Raw genomic sequence first — 20,904 nt, 5'->3', positions numbered from 1 at the left:
CTGATAAGCGGTAGCGCCATCAGGCAAAAGTTTATGCGTCGTGCGTGATAATCGCCGGGATGGTGTCATCCTTGCGTAACGTCAGAATTTCACAGCCGTTTTCGGTTACCACAATAGTATGCTCGTACTGCGCAGACAAGCTTCTGTCTTTGGTTTTTACCGTCCAGCCGTCTTTCATGGTGCGGATGCGGTAATCACCGGCGTTCAGCATCGGTTCAACGGTGAACGTCATTCCCGGTTGCAGAACCACGCCGCCGTCGTCCGCATCGTAGTGCAGAACCTGCGGTTCTTCATGGAAGCCGCGCCCAATCCCGTGACCGCAATATTCGCGAACGACAGAGAAGCCTTCGCCTTCCGCGTATTTCTGAATGGCCGCGCCCAGCGTGCGCAGACGGATGCCCGGTTTGACCATTCGCAGCGCCAGATACAGACTTTCCTGGGTTACACGGCACAGGCGCTCGCCCAGAATCGTCGGTTTGCCGACGATAAACATTTTTGACGTATCGCCGTGGTATTCATCTTTAATTACGGTTACGTCGATATTGACGATATCGCCGTCTTTCAGCAATTTGCCGTCGTCCGGGATACCGTGGCACACCACTTCATTAATGGAGATGCAAACGGATTTCGGATAACCGTGGTAGCCGAGGCAAGCGGAGATCGCGTGTTGTTCATTGACGATGTAGTCGTTGCAGATGCGATCCAGTTCCCCGGTGCTGACGCCCGGTTTGATATACGGTTCGATCATCTCCAGCACTTCAGCGGCCAGGCGGCCAGCGACGCGCATTTTTTCGATTTCTTCAGGGGTCTTGATTGAGATAGCCATGAATTCTGTCCATCGGTGTCGATTATTTCGACAATAATTGTGTAAGTGCTGTCAATGGTATCAGTCCAAAGCGTAGCCTGCCAAATTGAGAATCATTAACAGCACATCGAGCCAACAATTATTGGTGTCCGCGGCGTATTTGTGGTATAAAGCGCGCCGGACTTCCGTTCCATTCGAAGACTACACAAGATGGACTGAAGCGACAAATCTCACTTTGTGTAACAACACACACGTATCGGCACATATTCCGGGGTGCCCTTTGGGGTCGGTAATATGGGATACGTGGAGGCATAACCCCAACTTTTATATATAGAGGTTTTAATCATGGCAACTGTTTCCATGCGCGACATGCTCAAGGCTGGTGTTCACTTCGGTCACCAGACCCGTTACTGGAACCCGAAAATGAAGCCGTTCATCTTCGGTGCGCGTAACAAAGTTCACATCATCAACCTTGAGAAAACGGTACCGATGTTCAACGAAGCGCTGGCTGAACTGAACAAGATTGCTTCTCGCAAAGGTAAAATCCTTTTCGTTGGTACTAAACGTGCTGCAAGCGAAGCGGTGAAAGACGCTGCTAACAGCTGCGACCAGTTCTTCGTGAACCATCGCTGGCTGGGCGGTATGCTGACTAACTGGAAAACCGTTCGTCAGTCCATCAAACGTCTGAAAGACCTGGAAACTCAGTCTCAGGACGGTACTTTCGAAAAGCTGACCAAAAAAGAAGCGCTGATGCGCACTCGTGAGCTTGAGAAACTGGAAAACAGCCTGGGCGGTATCAAAGACATGGGCGGCCTGCCGGACGCACTGTTCGTTATCGATGCTGACCACGAGCACATTGCTATCAAAGAAGCAAACAACCTGGGTATCCCGGTATTTGCTATCGTTGATACCAACTCTGATCCGGACGGTGTTGACTTCGTTATCCCGGGTAACGACGACGCAATCCGTGCTGTTAGCCTGTACCTGGGCGCTGTAGCTGCAACCGTTCGTGAAGGCCGTTCTCAGGATCTGGCTTCTCAGGCGGAAGAAAGCTTCGTAGAAGCTGAATAATAAGGCACGCTCGTTCGAGCCCCCTTATAAACCAGGTAGTATCACGTTTGGTTAGGGGCCCTTTAGGCCCCTTTTTCACTTTTAAATCTGTGCGGTTTGATGCCGGGCAGATCAAATCTTCCGAGGATTTTAGAATGGCTGAAATTACCGCATCCCTGGTAAAAGAGCTGCGTGAGCGTACTGGCGCAGGCATGATGGATTGCAAAAAAGCACTGACTGAAGCGAATGGCGACATCGAGCTGGCAATCGAAAACATGCGTAAATCCGGTGCGATCAAAGCAGCGAAAAAAGCAGGCAACGTTGCTGCTGACGGCGTGATCAAAACCAAAATCGACGGCAACTACGGCATCATTCTGGAAGTTAACTGCCAGACTGACTTCGTTGCTAAAGATGCTGGTTTCCAGGCATTTGCTGACAAAGTGCTGGACGCCGCTGTTGCTGGCAAAATCACTGACGTTGACGTGCTGAAAGCACAGTTCGAAGAAGAGCGCGTTGCTCTGGTGGCAAAAATCGGTGAAAACATCAACATTCGCCGTGTTGCTTCCCTGGAAGGCGACGTTCTGGGTTCTTACCAGCACGGTGCGCGCATCGGTGTTCTGGTTGCGGCTAAAGGCGCTGACGAAGAGCTGGTTAAACAGCTGGCAATGCACGTTGCTGCAAGCAAGCCTGAGTTCGTTAAGCCGGAAGACGTGTCTGCTGAAGTGGTAGAGAAAGAATACCAGGTACAGTTGGACATCGCGATGCAGTCTGGTAAGCCGAAAGAAATCGCAGAGAAAATGGTTGAAGGCCGCATGAAGAAATTCACCGGCGAAGTTTCTCTGACCGGTCAGCCTTTCGTTATGGAACCGAGCAAATCTGTTGGTCAGCTGCTGAAAGAGCACAACGCCGACGTAACTGGCTTCATCCGCTTTGAAGTGGGCGAAGGCATCGAGAAAGTTGAGACTGACTTTGCAGCAGAAGTTGCTGCGATGTCCAAGCAGTCTTAATTGTCGAAAAGGAGCCGCCTGAGGGCGGCTTCTTTTTGCGTCCATCTTGTAAATTCAGCCAACCCCTATAGTGGCTGCGCTGAAAAGCGACATACAATGTCGCCGGAATTAACTCATCTCAATCGTTGACAGTCTCAGGAAAGAAACATGGCTACCAATGCAAAACCCGTCTATAAACGTATTCTGCTTAAATTGAGTGGCGAAGCTCTGCAGGGTTCGGAAGGCTTCGGTATTGATGCAAGCATACTGGATCGTATGGCTCAGGAAATCAAAGAACTGGTGGAACTGGGCATTCAGGTTGGTGTGGTGATTGGTGGCGGTAACCTGTTCCGTGGTGCTGGTCTGGCGAAAGCGGGTATGAACCGCGTTGTGGGCGACCACATGGGCATGCTGGCCACCGTGATGAACGGTCTGGCGATGCGCGATGCGCTCCACCGCGCCTATGTGAACGCCCGCCTGATGTCCGCTATTCCGCTGAATGGCGTGTGTGACAACTACAGCTGGGCAGAAGCCATTAGTCTGCTGCGTAATAACCGTGTGGTTATCCTGTCTGCGGGCACCGGCAACCCCTTCTTCACCACCGACTCTGCGGCTTGCCTGCGCGGTATCGAAATTGAAGCGGATGTGGTGCTGAAAGCCACGAAAGTCGATGGCGTATTTACTGCGGACCCGGCCAAAGATCCGTCCGCCACGATGTATGAGCAACTCACTTACGGCGAAGTGCTGGATAAAGAGCTGAAAGTGATGGATCTGGCCGCGTTCACGCTGGCTCGTGACCACAAATTGCCAATTCGTGTCTTCAATATGAACAAGCCGGGCGCGCTGCGTCGCGTCGTGATGGGCGAAAAAGAAGGGACTTTAATCACGGAATAATTCCCGTGATGGCCAATTCCGGGTAAGATTCGCCTTTACCCGGCAGGATTTATATATCCTGTGGCATGAATTAAACGAGACTATACTGAGCATACTCTGTATACACGAAATCATTCATGCTGCATCACGGCGGCAAGAGCGTGAATCCCGAGGCGCGTACACTGGTACGTGGCAGGGAAGAACGTTCGCAGCCAACGCAGAGGCAGCCTGAAGGATGAAGTGTATTGTGTGATTGTCTGGTCGACTGAGACTAGTTTTCAAGGATTCGTAACGTGATTAGCGATATCAGAAAAGATGCTGAAGTACGCATGGAAAAATGCGTTGAAGCGTTTAAAAACCAAATCAGCAAAATTCGCACGGGTCGTGCTTCTCCCAGCCTGCTGGATGGCATTGTCGTGGAATATTACGGCACGCCGACTCCGCTGCGTCAGCTGGCGAGCGTAACGGTAGAAGACTCCCGCACGCTGAAAATCAACGTGTTCGATCGCTCCATGAGCCCGGCGGTTGAGAAAGCGATTATGGCTTCTGACCTCGGCCTGAACCCGAGTTCTGCGGGTAGCGATATCCGTGTTCCGCTGCCGCCGCTGACTGAAGAACGTCGTAAAGACCTGACCAAAATCGTTCGTGGCGAAGCAGAGCAGGCGCGTGTTGCCGTGCGTAACGTACGCCGTGATGCGAACGACAAAGTAAAAGCGCTGCTGAAAGATAAAGAGATCAGCGAAGATGACGATCGCCGATCTCAGGACGAAGTACAGAAACTGACTGACGCTGCCATCAAGAAAGTTGATGCGGCGCTGACGGAAAAAGAAGCGGAACTGATGCAGTTCTGATTTTCCTGTACGACTAAAACGCCGCTGGTTGACCCTGACGGGTCTTCCGGGCGGCGTTTTGCTTTCTATCCTGTCTCAATTCTTCTGGACGTTTCATGAAGCAACTAACCATTCTGGGCTCGACCGGCTCTATTGGTTGCAGCACGCTGGATGTGGTGCGCCATAATCCTGAAAGCTTCCGTGTTGTCGCGCTGGTTGCGGGTAAAAATGTCACCCGTATGGTAGAGCAGTGCCTGGAGTTTTCGCCGCGTTATGCGGTGATGGACGATGAACAGAGCGCTCAACGGCTGAAAACTGCGCTTCTGGAACATGGAAGCCGCACTGACGTCCTGAGCGGACAACAGGCCGCCTGCGATATGGCTGCGCTGGATGAGGTCGATCAGGTGATGGCGGCTATCGTGGGCGCGGCAGGTCTGCTGCCTACGCTTGCGGCGATTCGCGCCGGTAAAACCATCCTGCTTGCCAATAAAGAGTCGCTGATTACCTGCGGGCGTCTGTTTATGGACGAGGTGAAACGCAGTAAAGCCCGGCTTTTACCGGTAGATAGCGAACATAACGCGATTTTTCAGAGTATGCCCCAACCTATTCAAAACGATCTGGGATACGCTGAGCTGGAGCAAAATGGCGTGATGTCGATTTTGCTTACCGGGTCTGGTGGCCCTTTTCGTGAAACGCCATTGTGCGATCTGGCGGCCATGACGCCCGATCAGGCATGTCGTCATCCGAACTGGTCTATGGGACGAAAAATTTCCGTCGATTCCGCCACCATGATGAATAAAGGTCTGGAATACATTGAAGCGCGTTGGTTGTTTAACGCCAGCGCAAGCCAGATGGACGTGTTGATTCACCCGCAGTCGGTTATTCACTCAATGGTGCGTTATCAGGACGGCAGCGTTCTGGCGCAACTGGGGGAGCCGGATATGCGTACGCCAATCGCGCATACGATGGCGTGGCCGAATCGCGTGAACTCTGGCGTGAAGCCGCTCGATTTTTGCAAGCTCAGTGCGTTGACGTTCTCTGCGCCGGACTATCAGCGCTATCCGTGCCTGAAACTGGCGATGGACGCGTTTGAGCAAGGTCAGGCCGCGACAACCGCGCTGAATGCGGCGAATGAAATCACCGTCGCCGCATTTCTGGCTGAAGAGATTCGCTTTACAGATATTGCTGAGCTCAATTTATCTGTGCTGGAGAAAATGGATTTGCAGGAACCGGGAAGCGTTGACGACGTTCTCAGGGTTGATGCCGTCGCGCGTGACGTCGCCAGAAAACAGGTGATGCGACTCGCAAGCTGATGATAATCCCTCTACACAGGATCGTGCTATTTGTTAGCGTTGGGCTTCAGTGATATAGTCTGCGCCACCCGATCGCAGATATTTGGCTTTATGCGGTCAGGTAAGCCGTGGTTTGACACGGCTTTTTTGTGGATGCACAAAATCATTCAGGTTGCATCATTCATAGCCAACGAAGAGGCAGCCTGAAGGATGAAGCGCAAAAGGCTTCAGTATTCCTGAGTACCGTTAAATCCTTTCAGGGACTAAAAACGCGTTATGTTGTCTGCAACTCAACCATTAAGCGAAAATTTGCCAGCACATGGCTGTCGCCATGTAGCAATCATTATGGATGGCAATGGCCGCTGGGCGAAAAAGCAAGGGAAGATTCGCGCCTTTGGGCATAAGGCCGGAGCAAAATCCGTCCGTCGGGCCGTATCTTTCGCTGCCAACAACGGTATTGATGCGTTAACGCTGTATGCCTTTAGCAGTGAGAACTGGAACCGACCAGCGCAGGAAGTGAGTGCGTTAATGGAGCTGTTCGTGTGGGCGCTGGATAGCGAAGTAAAAAGCCTGCATCGCCATAACGTTCGCCTGCGCATTATTGGCGACACCAGTCGATTTAACTCGCGTTTGCAAGACCGTATTCGCAAGTCTGAAGCGCTTACCGCCCAGAATACCGGGCTGACGCTGAATATCGCGGCGAATTATGGCGGACGTTGGGATATTGTCCAGGGAGTCAGGCAACTGGCAGAACAGGTGCAGGAAGGACTGCTGCGCCCTGATCAGATTGACGAAGAGATGCTAAACCAGAAAATCTGTATGCATGAACTGGCTCCTGTAGATTTAGTAATTAGGACTGGGGGAGAGCATCGCATTAGTAACTTTTTGCTTTGGCAAATTGCCTATGCCGAACTTTACTTTACTGATGTTCTTTGGCCCGATTTCGATGAACAAGACTTTGAAGGGGCGCTGCATGCCTTTGCCAATCGAGAGCGTCGTTTCGGCGGCACCGAGCCCGGTGATGAAAAAGCCTGATGGGGGTCGCTTTTGCTGAAGTATCGCCTGATTTCTGCTTTTGTTTTAATACCCGTTGTCATCGCGGCGCTTTTTTTACTTCCGCCGGTGGGGTTCGCCATTGTCACGCTGGTCGTTTGTATGCTGGCCGCCTGGGAATGGGGACAGTTAAGCGGTTTTACCACGCGTACTCAGCGGGTCTGGCTGGCGGTGCTGTGCGGGTTATTGCTGGCGCTGATGCTGTTTTTGCTGCCTGAATATCACCGCAACATTCATCAACCGCTTGTTGAGGTTTCGCTTTGGGCGTCGTTGGGCTGGTGGGTCGTTGCATTATTACTGGTGTTATTTTATCCCGGTTCGGCGGCGATCTGGCGTAATTCAAAGACATTACGCGTAATTTTCGGGGTGTTAACCATCATTCCTTTTTTTTGGGGAATGCTGGCGCTGCGCGCCTGGCACTATGATGAGAATCATTACAGTGGCGCCATATGGCTGCTCTATGTCATGATCCTCGTCTGGGGGGCAGACTCCGGGGCATATATGTTTGGCAAACTGTTCGGCAAACATAAACTTGCGCCAAAGGTTTCTCCTGGTAAAACCTGGCAGGGCTTTATTGGCGGACTCGCGACTGCCGCCGTGATTTCATGGGGTTACGGCATGTGGGCGAATCTGGATGTTGCGCCTTCAACCTTACTGATTTGTTCTGTCATCGCGGCCCTGGCGTCAGTGCTGGGCGATCTGACTGAGAGCATGTTTAAGCGTGAAGCAGGAATTAAGGACAGTGGTCACTTGATCCCAGGGCATGGTGGTATTCTGGATCGTATTGATAGCCTGACGGCGGCAGTACCGGTCTTTGCTTGCCTGTTGTTACTGGTATTCAGGACACTCTAACGGAAGGTTTTATGCTGAGTATTCTCTGGAATCTGGCTGCATTCATCGTCGCACTGGGTGTGCTTATCACCGTGCATGAATTTGGTCATTTCTGGGTTGCCCGGCGCTGCGGTGTTCGTGTCGAGCGCTTTTCTATCGGTTTTGGGAAAGCGCTTTGGCGGCGTACCGATCGATACGGTACGGAATATGTGATCGCCATGATTCCCCTCGGCGGTTACGTCAAAATGCTGGATGAGCGCGCTGAGCCGGTTGTGCCGGAACTGCGCCACCACGCTTTCAACAATAAAACCGTGGGACAGCGGGCGGCGATTATCGCCGCAGGTCCGATTGCAAATTTTCTTTTCGCTATTTTTGCCTACTGGCTGGTTTTTATCATCGGCGTCCCTGGCGTTCGTCCGGTGGTTGGTGAAATAACACCCAACTCGATTGCCGCTCAAGCGCAAATTCTTCCTGGTACGGAACTTAAAGCCATTGATGGCATCGAAACCCCTGATTGGGATGCGGTGCGCTTACAGCTGGTGTCCAAAATCGGCGATGAGCGTACGACAATCAGCGTGGCGCCGTTCGGCAGTAATCAGCGCCAGGATAAAACGTTAGATTTGCGCCACTGGGCATTTGAGCCAGATAAAGAAGATCCTGTATCTTCTTTAGGGATTCGGCCGCGTGGTCCACAGATCGAACCGGTGCTGTCAGAAGTGCAGGCGAACTCCGCTGCAAGTAAGGCGGGTTTGCAAGCAGGCGACAGGATCGTTAAAGTCGATGGTCAGTCGTTAACGCAATGGATGACGTTTGTGACGCTTGTGCGCAACAATCCAGATAAGCCGTTAGCGCTGGAAATTGAAAGGCAGGGGAGTTCCTTGTCTTTGACGTTAATCCCGGATACAAAGCCGGTTAACGGAAAGGCAGAAGGTTTTGCGGGTGTTGTGCCTAAAATTATTCCTCTGCCGGATGAGTACAAGACTGTACGCCAGTATGGGCCATTCAGCGCCATCCTCGAAGCCACGGACAAGACGTGGCAGTTGATGAAGCTGACGGTCAGTATGCTGGGAAAATTGATAACCGGTGATGTGAAACTGAACAACCTCAGTGGGCCGATTTCTATCGCTCAGGGGGCTGGGATGTCAGCGGAATTTGGGGGCATTTATTACCTGATGTTTCTTGCGCTTATCAGCGTGAACTTAGGGATAATCAACCTGTTTCCGCTGCCCGTTCTTGACGGGGGGCATCTGCTGTTCCTGGCGATTGAAAAGCTGAAGGGCGGGCCGGTATCCGAGCGGGTTCAAGACTTTAGTTACCGCATTGGCGCGATTTTGCTGGTGTTGTTAATGGGGCTTGCACTTTTCAATGATTTCTCTCGGTTGTAAGAGAGTTAGTTAGGAAGAACGCATAATAACGATGGCGATGAAAAAGTTGCTCATAGCGTCGCTGCTGTTTAGCAGCGCCACCGTATACGGTGCTGAAGGGTTCGTGGTGAAGGACATTCATTTCGAAGGCCTACAGCGAGTCGCCGTTGGTGCGGCCCTCCTCAGTATGCCGGTGCGCACAGGCGACACGGTTAATGATGAAGATATCAGTAATACCATTCGTGCTCTGTTCGCCACTGGCAACTTCGAGGATGTCCGCGTCCTGCGCGATGGTGATACGCTTCTGGTTCAGGTAAAAGAACGTCCGACGATTGCCAGCATCACTTTCTCCGGTAACAAATCGGTGAAAGATGACATGCTGAAGCAGAACCTTGAGGCGTCTGGCGTGCGTGTTGGCGAATCACTGGATCGCACCACGCTCTCTGATATCGAAAAAGGACTGGAAGACTTCTACTACAGCGTTGGTAAATACAGCGCCAGCGTAAAAGCGGTCGTCACGCCGTTGCCGCGTAACCGTGTGGACCTCAAACTGGTGTTCCAGGAGGGTGTATCGGCGAAGATCCAACAGATCAATATCGTCGGCAACCATGCCTTCAGCACTGACGAACTCATTTCTCACTTCCAGCTGCGCGATGAAGTGCCGTGGTGGAACGTCGTGGGCGATCGTAAATACCAGAAACAGAAACTGGCTGGCGACCTTGAGACGCTGCGCAGCTACTATCTGGATCGTGGTTATGCCCGTTTCAACATCGATTCGACGCAGGTCAGCCTGACGCCGGATAAGAAAGGCATCTACATCACCGTTAATATCACCGAAGGCGATCAGTACAAGCTTTCCGGTGTGCAGGTGAGCGGTAACCTGGCTGGACACTCCGCCGAGATTGAGAACCTGACGAAGATCGAACCAGGCGAACTCTATAACGGTACCAAAGTGACCAAAATGGAAGACGACATCAAGAAACTTCTTGGTCGTTATGGCTATGCCTACCCGCGCGTGCAGTCGCAGCCTGAAATCAATGATGCCGACAAAACCGTTAAATTACGTGTGAACGTTGATGCGGGTAACCGTTTCTACGTGCGTAAGATCCGTTTTGAAGGCAACGACACCTCGAAAGATTCCGTCCTGCGTCGCGAAATGCGCCAGATGGAAGGGGCATGGTTAGGCAGCGATCTGGTCGATCAGGGTAAAGAGCGTCTGAACCGTCTGGGTTACTTTGAAACCGTCGATACCGACACGCAGCGCGTTCCGGGCAGCCCGGACCAGGTTGACGTCGTCTATAAAGTGAAAGAGCGTAACACCGGTAGCTTTAACTTCGGTATTGGTTACGGCACAGAAAGCGGCGTGAGCTTCCAGGCGGGCGTTCAGCAGGACAACTGGTTAGGTACGGGTTATTCCGTGGGTATTAACGGAACCAAAAACGACTACCAGACCTATACTGAACTGTCTGTCACTAACCCATACTTCACCGTTGATGGCGTCAGCCTCGGCGGCCGTATCTTCTATAATGACTTCCAGGCAGATGATGCGGATCTGTCCGACTATACCAACAAAAGTTATGGTACGGACGTTACGCTGGGCTTCCCGATTAACGAGTACAACACGCTGCGTGCAGGTTTAGGTTATGTACATAACTCCTTGTCCAACATGCAGCCGCAGGTTGCCATGTGGCGTTACCTGAACTCGATGGGTGAATATCCGTCCAATACGAATGACCGCAACTCATTCAGTGCTAACGACTTCACCTTCAACTACGGTTGGACTTATAACAAGCTGGACCGTGGCTTCTTCCCGACGGAAGGTACGCGTGTCAACCTGAATGGTAAAGTGACCATCCCGGGCTCTGATAACGAATACTACAAAGCGACGCTGGATACCGCGACCTATGTGCCGATCGATGACGATCACAAATGGGTAGTTCTGGGTCGTACTCGTTGGGGTTATGGTGACGGTATTGGCGGCAAAGAGATGCCGTTCTATGAGAACTTCTATGCCGGTGGCTCAAGCACCGTGCGTGGCTTCCAGTCCAATACTATCGGTCCAAAAGCGGTGTACTACCCGGCGAGCAGCCGTCATGACGGTGATGACGACTACGATAACGATTGTAAGAGCACTGAAACTGCGCCATGTAAGTCTGATGACGCAGTAGGCGGTAACGCTATGGCTGTCGCCAGCCTCGAATTCATCACCCCGACGCCGTTTATTAGCGACAAGTACGCTAACTCGGTTCGTACCTCCTTCTTCTGGGACGTAGGTACTGTCTGGGATACGAACTGGGATTCGAACGCGTATGCCGGTTACCCGGACTACAGCGATCCGAGTAATATCCGTATGTCTGCTGGTATCGCATTACAATGGATGTCCCCATTGGGGCCGTTGGTCTTCTCCTACGCCCAGCCGTTCAAAAAGTACGATGGAGACAAATCGGAACAGTTCCAGTTTAACATTGGTAAGACCTGGTAATTGTTCTGTGCAAAGGAATGTAATGGTAGTGTAGCGATGACTTTTGGCGATCTCGTCTGAGATCGCCTGGCCACGCAAAGAACTGTGCCTGCGGGCACAAATGGGATGGTAAGGAGTTTATTGTGAAAAAGTGGTTATTAGCTGCAGGTCTCGGTTTAGCGATGGTAACGTCCGCACAGGCTGCTGACAAAATTGCGATCGTTAATATGGGTAGCCTGTTCCAACAGGTCGCACAGAAGACGGGTGTTTCTAACACGCTGGAAAACGAGTTCAAAGGCCGTGCCAGCGAATTGCAGCGTATGGAAACCGATCTGCAATCTAAAATGCAGCGTTTGCAGTCCATGAAAGCAGGTAGCGAACGTACTAAGCTGGAAAAAGACGTGATGGCTCAACGCCAGACTTTCTCTCAGAAAGCCCAGGCTTTTGAACAGGATCGCGCGCGTCGTTCCAACGAAGAGCGTGGCAAACTGGTTACCCGTATCCAGACTGCTGTGAAATCCGTTGCTAACAGCCAGAGCATCGATCTGGTCGTTGATGCCAACACCGTTGCTTATAACAGCAGCGACGTGAAAGACATCACTGCTGACGTACTGAAACAGGTTAAATAAGTAATGCCTTCAATTCGACTGGCTGATTTAGCAGAGCAGTTGGATGCAGAATTACACGGTGATGGCGATATCGTCATCACCGGCGTTGCGTCCATGCAATCTGCGCAAACAGGCCACATCACGTTCATGGTGAATCCTAAATACCGTGAACACTTAGGCGTATGCCAGGCTTCTGCCGTTGTCATGACGCAGGACGATCTTCCTTTTGCTAAGAGTGCTGCGTTGGTAGTGAAGAACCCCTACCTGACGTATGCGCGAATGGCGCAAATTTTAGATACCACGCCGCAGCCTGCGCAGAATATTGCACCGAGTGCAGCGATCGATGCGACAGCGACGCTGGGTAACAATGTTTCAGTTGGCGCGAATGCGGTCATTGAGTCTGGCGTAGAACTGGGCGATAACGTGATTATCGGCGCAGGTTGCTTCGTCGGGAAAAACACAAAAATCGGTGCAGGTTCGCGTCTGTGGGCGAATGTAACGATTTACCACGACATTCAGATCGGTGAGAATTGCCTGATCCAGTCGAGCACTGTCGTCGGCGCAGACGGTTTTGGTTACGCTAACGATCGGGGTAACTGGGTGAAGATCCCGCAGCTTGGTCGCGTCATTATTGGCGATCGTGTTGAGATCGGCGCCTGTACGACGATTGACCGTGGCGCGCTGGATGACACTGTGATCGGCAACGGCGTTATCATTGATAACCAGTGCCAGATTGCACATAACGTTGTGATTGGCGACAATACGGCGGTTGCCGGTGGCGTCATTATGGCGGGCAGCCTGAAGATTGGCCGTTACTGCATGATTGGCGGGGCCAGTGTGATTAACGGGCATATGGAAATATGCGATAAAGTCACGGTGACGGGTATGGGGATGGTCATGCGTCCTATCACTGAGCCTGGCGTCTATTCTTCAGGCATTCCGTTGCAGCCTAACAAAGTATGGCGTAAAACCGCTGCACTGGTGATGAACATTGATGATATGAGCAAGCGTCTCAAAGCGATTGAGCGCAAGGTTAATCAACAAGACTAGCGTTCCACCTGTAGTGCCATCCTTTTACGGCCTGTCACATTCATATGATTGCGGCAGGCCGTGTTATTATTGCCTTTTAGTATATTTGGACAGGAAGAGTATTTTGACTACTAACACTCATACTCTGCATATTGAAGAGATTTTAGAACTTCTGCCGCACCGTTTTCCGTTTTTGCTGGTTGACCGTGTGCTGGACTTTGAAGAAGGTCGTTTTCTGCGCGCAGTGAAGAATGTCTCCGTAAATGAGCCTTTCTTCCAGGGCCATTTCCCGGGTAAACCGATTTTTCCGGGTGTGCTGATTCTGGAAGCGATGGCGCAGGCAACAGGGATTCTGGCGTTTAAAAGCGTTGGAAAACTGGAGCCGGGTGAACTGTATTACTTCGCGGGTATTGACGAAGCGCGCTTTAAGCGTCCTGTCGTGCCTGGCGATCAGATGATCATGGAAGTGACTTTCGAGAAAACGCGCCGTGGCCTGACCCGCTTTAAAGGGGTTGCTCTGGTCGATGGCAAAGTCGTGTGCGAAGCAACCATGATGTGTGCTCGTAGCCGGGAGGCCTGATACGTGATTGATAAATCCGCCTTTATTCATCCAACCGCCATTGTGGAAGACGGCGCCTGTATTGGCGCTAATGTTCATATTGGTCCTTTTTGTATTGTTGGACCCCATGTCGAAATTGGTGAGGGTACCGTACTGAAGTCTCACGTTGTCGTGAATGGCCATACAAAAATTGGTCGCGATAACGAGATTTATCAGTTCGCCTCCATCGGTGAAGTAAACCAGGATCTGAAATATGCTGGCGAACCGACCCGTGTGGAAATTGGCGATCGTAACCGCATTCGCGAAAGCGTCACCATTCATCGTGGCACAGTGCAGGGTGGTGGGTTGACGAAGGTGGGCAGCGATAACTTACTGATGATCAATGCCCATGTGGCGCACGATTGTACAGTAGGCAACCGCTGTATTCTGGCCAATAACGCTACGCTTGCGGGCCACGTTTCGCTGGATGATTTTGTCATCATCGGCGGCATGACCGCAGTGCACCAGTTCTGCACCATTGGCGCACATGTGATGGTTGGCGGCTGTTCTGGCGTTGCTCAGGACGTTCCGCCGTACGTTATTGCTCAGGGCAATCACGCGACGCCGTTTGGCGTTAACATCGAAGGGCTGAAGCGTCGCGGTTTCACCCGCGAAGCGATCACCGCGATCCGCAACGCTTACAAAGCGTTGTACCGCAGCGGCAAAACGCTGGATGAAGCTAAACCGGAAATTGCCGAACTGGCGAAGCAGTACCCGGAAGTGCAACTCTTTAGCGATTTCTTTGCCCGCTCAACGCGCGGTCTGATTCGTTAATGGCGGAACAGCGTCCCTTAACGATAGCCCTGGTCGCCGGAGAAACCTCCGGCGATATTCTTGGTGCAGGCTTAATTCGCGCGCTGAAGGCGCGCGTGCCCAACGCGCGTTTCGTCGGCGTGGCGGGGCCGCGTATGCAGGCTGAGGGCTGCGAAGCCTGGTATGAGATGGAAGAGCTGGCGGTAATGGGCATTGTTGAAGTGCTTGGTCGCCTGCGTCGCTTATTGCATATTCGTGCCGATTTGACCCGCCGCTTTACCGAGCTTCAGCCGGATGTTTTTGTCGGCATTGATGCGCCGGACTTCAATATTACCCTTGAAGGCAACCTGAAAAAGCAGGGTATAAAAACCATCCATTATGTCAGTCCGTCCGTCTGGGCGTGGCGACAGAAACGCGTTTTCAAAATAGGCAGATCCACCAATATGGTGCTGGCTTTTCTGCCTTTCGAAAAAGCGTTTTACGACAAGTTTAACGTGCCATGCCGTTTTATCGGGCATACGATGGCGGACGCTATGCCGCTGGACCCGGATAAAAACGCCGCGCGTGATGTGCTGGGAATCTCGCATGATGCACACTGCCTGGCGCTACTGCCCGGTAGCCGTGGCGCGGAAGTGGAGATGCTGAGCGCGGACTTCCTGAAAACCGCGCAGCTGCTGCGTCAGACCTATCCTGACCTTGAAGTTGTCGTACCGCTGGTGAACGCCAAACGCCGCGAGCAGTTTGAGCGCATTAAAGCTGAGGTTGCGCCGGAGCTTTCCGTGCATCTGCTCGACGGAATGGGACGTGAAGCGATGGTGGCCAGCGACGCCGCATTGCTGGCGTCTGGTACGGCGGCGCTGGAGTGTATGCTGGCGAAATGCCCGATGGTGGTGGGGTATCGGATGAAACCCTTTACCTTCTGGCTGGCGAAGCGCCTGGTAAAGACCGATTATGTTTCGCTGCCTAATCTGCTGGCGGGAAGAGAATTAGTCAAAGAGCTGTTGCAGGAAGAGTGTGAGCCGCATGCGCTTGCAGAGGCCTTGCTGCCGCTGCTGGCGAATGGCAAAACCAGCCATGCGATGCATGACACCTTCCGCGAGTTGCACCAGCAAATCCGTTGCAATGCCGATGAGCAAGCGGCGGACGCTGTCCTGGAGTTAGCACAATGATCGAATTTGTTTATCCGCATACGCAGTTGGTCGCGGGTGTGGATGAGGTTGGACGCGGCCCGCTGGTCGGCGCGGTGGTGACGGCCGCTGTGATCCTCGATCCGGCTCGCCCAATCGTGGGTCTCAATGATTCCAAGAAGCTCTCAGAAAAGCGCCGTCTGGCGCTGTATGATGAAATCAAAGAAAAAGCGTTAAGCTGGAGTCTGGGACGCGCGGAACCTCATGAAATTGATGAACTAAATATTTTGCACGCCACGATGCTGGCGATGCAGCGCGCTGTTGCCGGTTTGCATATTGCGCCGGAATATGTGCTGATTGACGGCAACCGCTGTCCGGCACTGCCCGTGCCCTCTATGGCGGTGGTGAAAGGCGACAGCCGTGTGGCCGAGATCAGCGCGGCATCTATTATTGCGAAAGTGACGCGCGATGCCGAAATGGCGGCGCTGGACGGTATTTTCCCACAGTATGGTTTTGCCCAGCACAAAGGGTATCCGACCGCTTTTCATCTGGCGGCGCTTGCTGAACATGGTGCGACGGAGCATCATCGACGTAGTTTTGCTCCTGTCAAACGCGCCCTGGGACTCGCGTCCTGATTCTTGTGTCGAGATTAAGTAAACGGGAATCTGAAGATGTCTGAACCACGTTTCGTCCACCTGCGGGTGCACAGCGACTACTCCATGATCGATGGGCTGGCGAAAACCGGGCCGCTGGTAAAAAAGGCGGCCGCGTTAGGCATGCCTGCGCTGGCGATCACCGATTTTACCAACCTTTGCGGTCTGGTGAAGTTCTACGGAACGGGCCACGGCGCAGGGATTAAGCCCATTGTCGGCGCTGATTTCCATGTTCGCGGCACTCCGCTGGGAGATGAACTTTGCCAGTTGACCGTGCTGGCGGCAAATAATACGGGCTATCAGAATCTTACTCTGTTGATCTCAAAAGCCTATCAGCGTGGCTACGGCGCAGAAGGGCCGGTGATCGACAGGGAATGGCTGACTGAATTAAAAGACGGTCTGATTTTGCTTTCCGGTGGCCGGATGGGCGATGTGGGCCGCAGTTTGTTGCGCGGCAACAGTGCGCTGGTGGACGAATGCGTCGCCTTCTATGAAGAACATTTCTCCGACCGCTACTATCTGGAGCTGATCCGCACGGGTCGGCAGGATGAGGAAACGTATCTGCATGCGGCGGTTGAGCTGGCGGAAACGCGTGGCTTGCCGGTTGTCGCAACGAATGATGTCCGCTTTATTAACAGCGAGGACTTTGACGCGCACGAAATCCGCGTGGCTATTCACGATGGTTTTACGCTCGACGATCCTAAACGCCCGCGTAACTATTCGCCGCAGCAATATATGCGTAGCGAAGACGAGATGTGCGAACTGTTCTCCGACATCCCGGAAGCGCTGGAAAACAGCGTTGAGATAGCCAAACGCTGTAACGTGACCGTCCGTCTGGGCGAATACTTCCTGCCGCAGTTTCCGACGGGCGACATGACCACCGAAGACTTCCTGGTCAAGAAATCGAAAGAGGGTCTGGAAGAACGTCTCGAATTCCTGTTCCCTGACGAAGCGGTGCGTAAAGAGAAGCGTCCCCCCTATGACGAACGTCTGGACATTGAACTTCAGGTTATTAACCAGATGGGGTTCCCTGGCTACTTCCTCATCGTGATGGAGTTTATCCAGTGGTCGAAAGATAACGGCGTACCGGTAGGGCCGGGGCGCGGTTCCGGTGCGGGGTCGCTGGTGGCCTATGCGCTGAAAATTACCGACCTTGATCCGCTGGAATTCGACCTGCTGTTCGAACGTTTCCTTAACCCGGAACGTGTCTCCATGCCTGACTTCGACGTTGACTTCTGCATGGAGAAACGCGACCAGGTTATCGAACACGTAGCGGACATGTACGGCCGCGATGCGGTATCTCAGATTATTACCTTCGGTACGATGGCGGCGAAAGCGGTTATCCGCGATGTGGGGCGCGTGCTGGGGCACCCATATGGTTTCGTGGATCGTATCTCGAAACTGGTGCCGCCTGACCCGGGCATGACGCTGGCGAAAGCGTTTGAGGCGGAACCGCAACTGCCGGAAATTTACGAGGCGGATGAGGAAGTTAAAGCGCTGATCGATATGGCGCGCAAGCTGGAAGGCGTCACGCGTAACGCCGGTAAGCACGCCGGTGGCGTGGTTATCGCGCCGACTAAAATCACCGATTTTGCGCCGCTGTACTGTGATGAGGCCGGTCAGCACCCGGTAACGCAGTTTGATAAAAACGACGTGGAATACGCCGGGCTGGTCAAATTCGACTTCCTGGGGCTGCGCACGCTCACCATCATTAACTGGGCGCTGGAGATGATCAACGCCCGCCGCGAGAAGAATGGCGAACCGCCGTTGGATATCGCGGCGATCCCGCTGGATGACAAGAAAAGTTTCGACATGCTGCAACGCTCGGAAACCACGGCGGTCTTCCAGCTTGAATCCCGTGGCATGAAAGATCTGATTAAGCGTCTGCAACCTGACTGCTTCGAAGATATGATCGCGCTGGTGGCGTTGTTCCGCCCCGGCCCGTTGCAGTCGGGCATGGTGGATAACTTCATCGACCGTAAGCATGGCCGTGAAGAGATTTCCTATCCAGACGTGCAATGGCAGCATGAAAGCCTGAAACCCGTACTGGAGCCGACCTACGGCATCATCCTGTACCAGGAACAGGTTATGCAGATTGCCCAGGTGCTTTCCGGTTACACCCTTGGCGGCGCGGATATGCTGCGTCGTGCGATGGGTAAGAAAAAGCCGGAAGAGATGGCGAAACAACGTTCCGTCTTTGAAGAGGGCGCCAGAAAGAACGGCATCGACGGCGAGCTGGCGATAAAAATCTTCGACCTGGTGGAAAAGTTCGCCGGGTACGGGTTTAACAAATCGCACTCCGCCGCCTATGCGCTGGTGTCTTACCAGACGCTGTGGCTGAAAGCGCACTACCCGGCAGAGTTTATGGCGGCGGTAATGACCGCCGATATGGACAACACCGAAAAAGTGGTCGGTCTGGTGGATGAATGCTGGCGCATGGGGCTTAAAATCCTGCCGCCGGATATCAACTCAGGGCTGTATCACTTCCACGTTAACGACGACGGCGAAATTGTTTACGGCATCGGCGCGATCAAAGGCGTGGGTGAAGGCCCGATTGAAGCTATCATCGAGGCGCGCAATAAAGACGGTTACTTCCGCGAGCTGTTTGATTTATGCGCCCGCACGGACACGAAAAAGCTCAACCGCCGGGTACTGGAAAAACTGATCATGTCCGGGGCGTTTGACCGCCTTGGGCCGCACCGCGCCGCGCTGATGAACTCGCTGGGCGACGCGCTGAAAGCCGCCGATCAGCATGCCAAAGCGGAAGCGATTGGGCAGGCGGATATGTTTGGCGTACTGGCGGAAGAGCCGGAACAAATTGAACAATCCTATGCCAGCTGCCAGCCGTGGCCGGAACAGGTGGTGCTGGACGGGGAACGTGAAACGTTGGGGCTTTACCTGACGGGACACCCTATCAATCAGTATTTAAAAGAAATTGAGCGCTATGTCGGAGGCTACCGGCTGAAAGACATGCATCCGACAGAACGTGGTAAAGTCACCACGGCTGCGGGGCTCGTGATTGCTGCAAGGGTTATGGTCACCAAGCGCGGCAATCGTATCGGCATCTGTACGCTGGATGACCGCTCTGGACGTCTGGAGGTTATGCTGTTTACCGACGCTCTGGATAAATATCAGCAATTGCTGGAAAAAGACCGCATACTTATCGTCAGCGGACAGGTCAGCTTTGATGACTTCAGCGGCGGGCTTAAAATGATGGCCCGTGAAGTCATGGATATTGACGAAGCCCGGGAAAAATATGCTCGCGGGCTTGCTATCTCGCTGACGGACAGGCAAATTGATGACCAGCTTTTAAACCGACTCCGTCAGTCTCTGGAACCCCACCGCTCGGGGACAATTCCAGTACATCTCTACTATCAGAGGGCGGATGCACGCGCGCGGTTGCGTTTTGGCGCGACGTGGCGTGTCTCTCCGAGCGATCGTTTGCTAAACGATCTCCGTGGCCTCATTGGTTCGGAGCAGGTGGAACTGGAGTTTGACTAATACAGGAATACTATGAGTCTGAATTTCCTTGATTTTGAACAGCCGATTGCAGAGCTGGAAGCGAAAATCGATTCTCTGACAGCGGTAAGCCGCCAGGACGAGAAACTGGATATTAATATCGATGAAGAAGTGCATCGTCTGCGTGAAAAAAGCGTAGAACTGACGCGCAAAATCTTTGCCGATCTTGGCGCATGGCAGGTTGCTCAACTGGCGCGCCATCCGCAACGTCCATACACCCTGGATTATGTTCGCCTGGCGTTTGATGAATTTGACGAACTGGCGGGCGATCGCGCCTATGCGGATGATAAAGCTATCGTCGGCGGCATCGCGCGTCTGGATGGTCGTCCAGTGATGATTATTGGTCATCAGAAAGGCCGTGAAACGAAAGAGAAAATCCGTCGTAACTTCGGCATGCCGGCACCTGAAGGGTATCGCAAAGCGCTGCGTCTGATGGAAATGGCTGAGCGTTTCAACATGCCGATCATTACCTTTATCGACACCCCTGGCGCTTACCCTGGCGTGGGCGCGGAAGAACGCGGTCAGTCTGAAGCGATCGCCCGTAACCTGCGTGAAATGTCACGCCTGAGCGTACCGGTGATTTGTACCGTTATTGGCGAAGGGGGTTCCGGCGGCGCGCTGGCGATTGGCGTGGGCGATAAAGTGAATATGTTGCAGTACAGCACCTATTCCGTTATCTCCCCGGAAGGCTGTGCGTCCATTCTGTGGAAAAGCGCGGACAAAGCGCCGCTGGCCGCCGAAGCGATGGGTATTATCGCGCCGCGCCTGAAAGAGCTGAAGCTGATTGATTCCATCATTCAGGAACCGCTGGGTGGCGCGCACCGTAACCCGGAAGCGATGGCGGCTTCTCTGAAAGCGCAACTGCTGGCCGATCTCGCCGATCTCGACGTGTTGAGCAAAGACGATTTGAAAAACCGTCGTTATCAGCGCCTGATGAGCTACGGCTACGCGTAAATATCATCAATGCCCGATGGCGCTTGCGCTTATCGGACATGGAGTAAAAAGGGTCACATTTTGTGGCCCTTTTTTTTATCTGCGGTTTGACCAGGCTATGATTAGCTAAGGTTTTTCC

18 protein-coding genes are annotated in these 20,904 nt (G+C 53.0%); 17 read left to right on the top strand and 1 reads right to left on the bottom strand.

Annotation, left to right across the window (positions count from 1 at the left end):
- Window positions 1-31: 31 nt before the first annotated feature.
- Window positions 32-826: a type I methionyl aminopeptidase gene (map, locus tag CKO_RS13670; RefSeq protein ID WP_012133991.1), complete on the bottom strand. Its 795-nt coding sequence runs from the start codon at window positions 824-826 to the stop codon at window positions 32-34.
- A gap of 324 nt (window positions 827-1,150) precedes the next feature.
- Between map and rpsB the strand changes: the two genes are divergently transcribed.
- The 17 genes from rpsB to accA all read left to right on the top strand — a co-directional run bounded on the left by rpsB (window position 1,151) and on the right by accA (window position 20,786).
- Window positions 1,151-1,876 (top strand): 30S ribosomal protein S2, encoded by a 726-nt coding sequence (rpsB, locus tag CKO_RS13665; RefSeq protein WP_012133990.1) that lies wholly within the window; start codon window positions 1,151-1,153, stop codon window positions 1,874-1,876.
- A 134-nt stretch (window positions 1,877-2,010) separates the two neighbouring features.
- Window positions 2,011-2,862 carry a translation elongation factor Ts gene (tsf, locus tag CKO_RS13660; protein ID WP_024130688.1) on the top strand — a complete coding sequence of 284 codons (852 nt, stop codon included), beginning with the start codon at window positions 2,011-2,013 and terminating at the stop codon, window positions 2,860-2,862.
- Window positions 2,863-3,009: 147 nt separating this feature from the next.
- Window positions 3,010-3,735, top strand: coding sequence for a UMP kinase (pyrH, locus tag CKO_RS13655; protein WP_012133987.1), 726 nt, complete (start codon window positions 3,010-3,012; stop codon window positions 3,733-3,735).
- Window positions 3,736-4,007: 272 nt separating this feature from the next.
- Entirely contained in the window at window positions 4,008-4,565 is a 558-nt protein-coding gene (gene frr / locus CKO_RS13650) for a ribosome recycling factor (RefSeq protein ID WP_024130687.1), read from the top strand.
- Window positions 4,566-4,660: 95 nt separating this feature from the next.
- A complete protein-coding gene (gene ispC, locus CKO_RS13645) occupies window positions 4,661-5,857 on the top strand; it encodes a 1-deoxy-D-xylulose-5-phosphate reductoisomerase (RefSeq protein ID WP_012133985.1) in 1,197 nt (398 codons plus the stop codon).
- A gap of 255 nt (window positions 5,858-6,112) precedes the next feature.
- Window positions 6,113-6,871 (top strand): (2E,6E)-farnesyl-diphosphate-specific ditrans,polycis-undecaprenyl-diphosphate synthase, encoded by a 759-nt coding sequence (ispU, locus tag CKO_RS13640; RefSeq protein WP_024130686.1) that lies wholly within the window; start codon window positions 6,113-6,115, stop codon window positions 6,869-6,871.
- 12 nt (window positions 6,872-6,883) lie between these two features.
- Entirely contained in the window at window positions 6,884-7,741 is an 858-nt protein-coding gene (cdsA, locus tag CKO_RS13635) for a phosphatidate cytidylyltransferase (RefSeq protein WP_012133982.1), read from the top strand.
- 11 nt (window positions 7,742-7,752) lie between these two features.
- On the top strand, window positions 7,753-9,105 hold the full coding sequence (gene rseP, locus CKO_RS13630) for a sigma E protease regulator RseP (RefSeq protein ID WP_012133981.1): 1,353 nt from the start codon (window positions 7,753-7,755) through the stop codon (window positions 9,103-9,105).
- Between the two features lie 31 nt (window positions 9,106-9,136).
- Window positions 9,137-11,566: an outer membrane protein assembly factor BamA gene (gene bamA, locus CKO_RS13625; protein ID WP_012133980.1), complete on the top strand. Its 2,430-nt coding sequence runs from the start codon at window positions 9,137-9,139 to the stop codon at window positions 11,564-11,566.
- A 122-nt stretch (window positions 11,567-11,688) separates the two neighbouring features.
- Window positions 11,689-12,174 (top strand): molecular chaperone Skp, encoded by a 486-nt coding sequence (gene skp, locus CKO_RS13620; protein WP_024130685.1) that lies wholly within the window; start codon window positions 11,689-11,691, stop codon window positions 12,172-12,174.
- 3 nt (window positions 12,175-12,177) lie between these two features.
- Window positions 12,178-13,203 carry a UDP-3-O-(3-hydroxymyristoyl)glucosamine N-acyltransferase gene (gene lpxD, locus CKO_RS13615; protein ID WP_012133978.1) on the top strand — a complete coding sequence of 342 codons (1,026 nt, stop codon included), beginning with the start codon at window positions 12,178-12,180 and terminating at the stop codon, window positions 13,201-13,203.
- Window positions 13,204-13,306: 103 nt separating this feature from the next.
- Window positions 13,307-13,762, top strand: coding sequence for a 3-hydroxyacyl-ACP dehydratase FabZ (gene fabZ, locus CKO_RS13610; RefSeq protein ID WP_003018528.1), 456 nt, complete (start codon window positions 13,307-13,309; stop codon window positions 13,760-13,762).
- 3 nt (window positions 13,763-13,765) lie between these two features.
- Window positions 13,766-14,554 carry an acyl-ACP--UDP-N-acetylglucosamine O-acyltransferase gene (gene lpxA / locus CKO_RS13605; RefSeq protein WP_024130684.1) on the top strand — a complete coding sequence of 263 codons (789 nt, stop codon included), beginning with the start codon at window positions 13,766-13,768 and terminating at the stop codon, window positions 14,552-14,554.
- Window positions 14,554-15,702, top strand: coding sequence for a lipid-A-disaccharide synthase (lpxB, locus tag CKO_RS13600; RefSeq protein WP_012133975.1), 1,149 nt, complete (start codon window positions 14,554-14,556; stop codon window positions 15,700-15,702). The genes lpxA and lpxB overlap by 1 nt, the downstream gene beginning before the upstream one ends.
- Window positions 15,699-16,295 (top strand): ribonuclease HII, encoded by a 597-nt coding sequence (rnhB, locus tag CKO_RS13595; RefSeq protein ID WP_012133974.1) that lies wholly within the window; start codon window positions 15,699-15,701, stop codon window positions 16,293-16,295. The genes lpxB and rnhB overlap by 4 nt, the downstream gene beginning before the upstream one ends.
- 36 nt (window positions 16,296-16,331) lie before the next feature.
- Window positions 16,332-19,814: a DNA polymerase III subunit alpha gene (gene dnaE, locus CKO_RS13590; protein WP_024130683.1), complete on the top strand. Its 3,483-nt coding sequence runs from the start codon at window positions 16,332-16,334 to the stop codon at window positions 19,812-19,814.
- A gap of 12 nt (window positions 19,815-19,826) precedes the next feature.
- Window positions 19,827-20,786: an acetyl-CoA carboxylase carboxyl transferase subunit alpha gene (gene accA / locus CKO_RS13585; RefSeq protein ID WP_012133972.1), complete on the top strand. Its 960-nt coding sequence runs from the start codon at window positions 19,827-19,829 to the stop codon at window positions 20,784-20,786.
- Window positions 20,787-20,904: the final 118 nt, after the last annotated feature.

Source organism: Citrobacter koseri ATCC BAA-895, from assembly GCF_000018045.1.
Classification (GTDB): domain Bacteria; phylum Pseudomonadota; class Gammaproteobacteria; order Enterobacterales; family Enterobacteriaceae; genus Citrobacter_B; species Citrobacter_B koseri.
The sequence above is the reverse complement of the archived record's forward strand: the minus strand, read 5'-3'. Positions and strand labels throughout refer to the sequence as shown.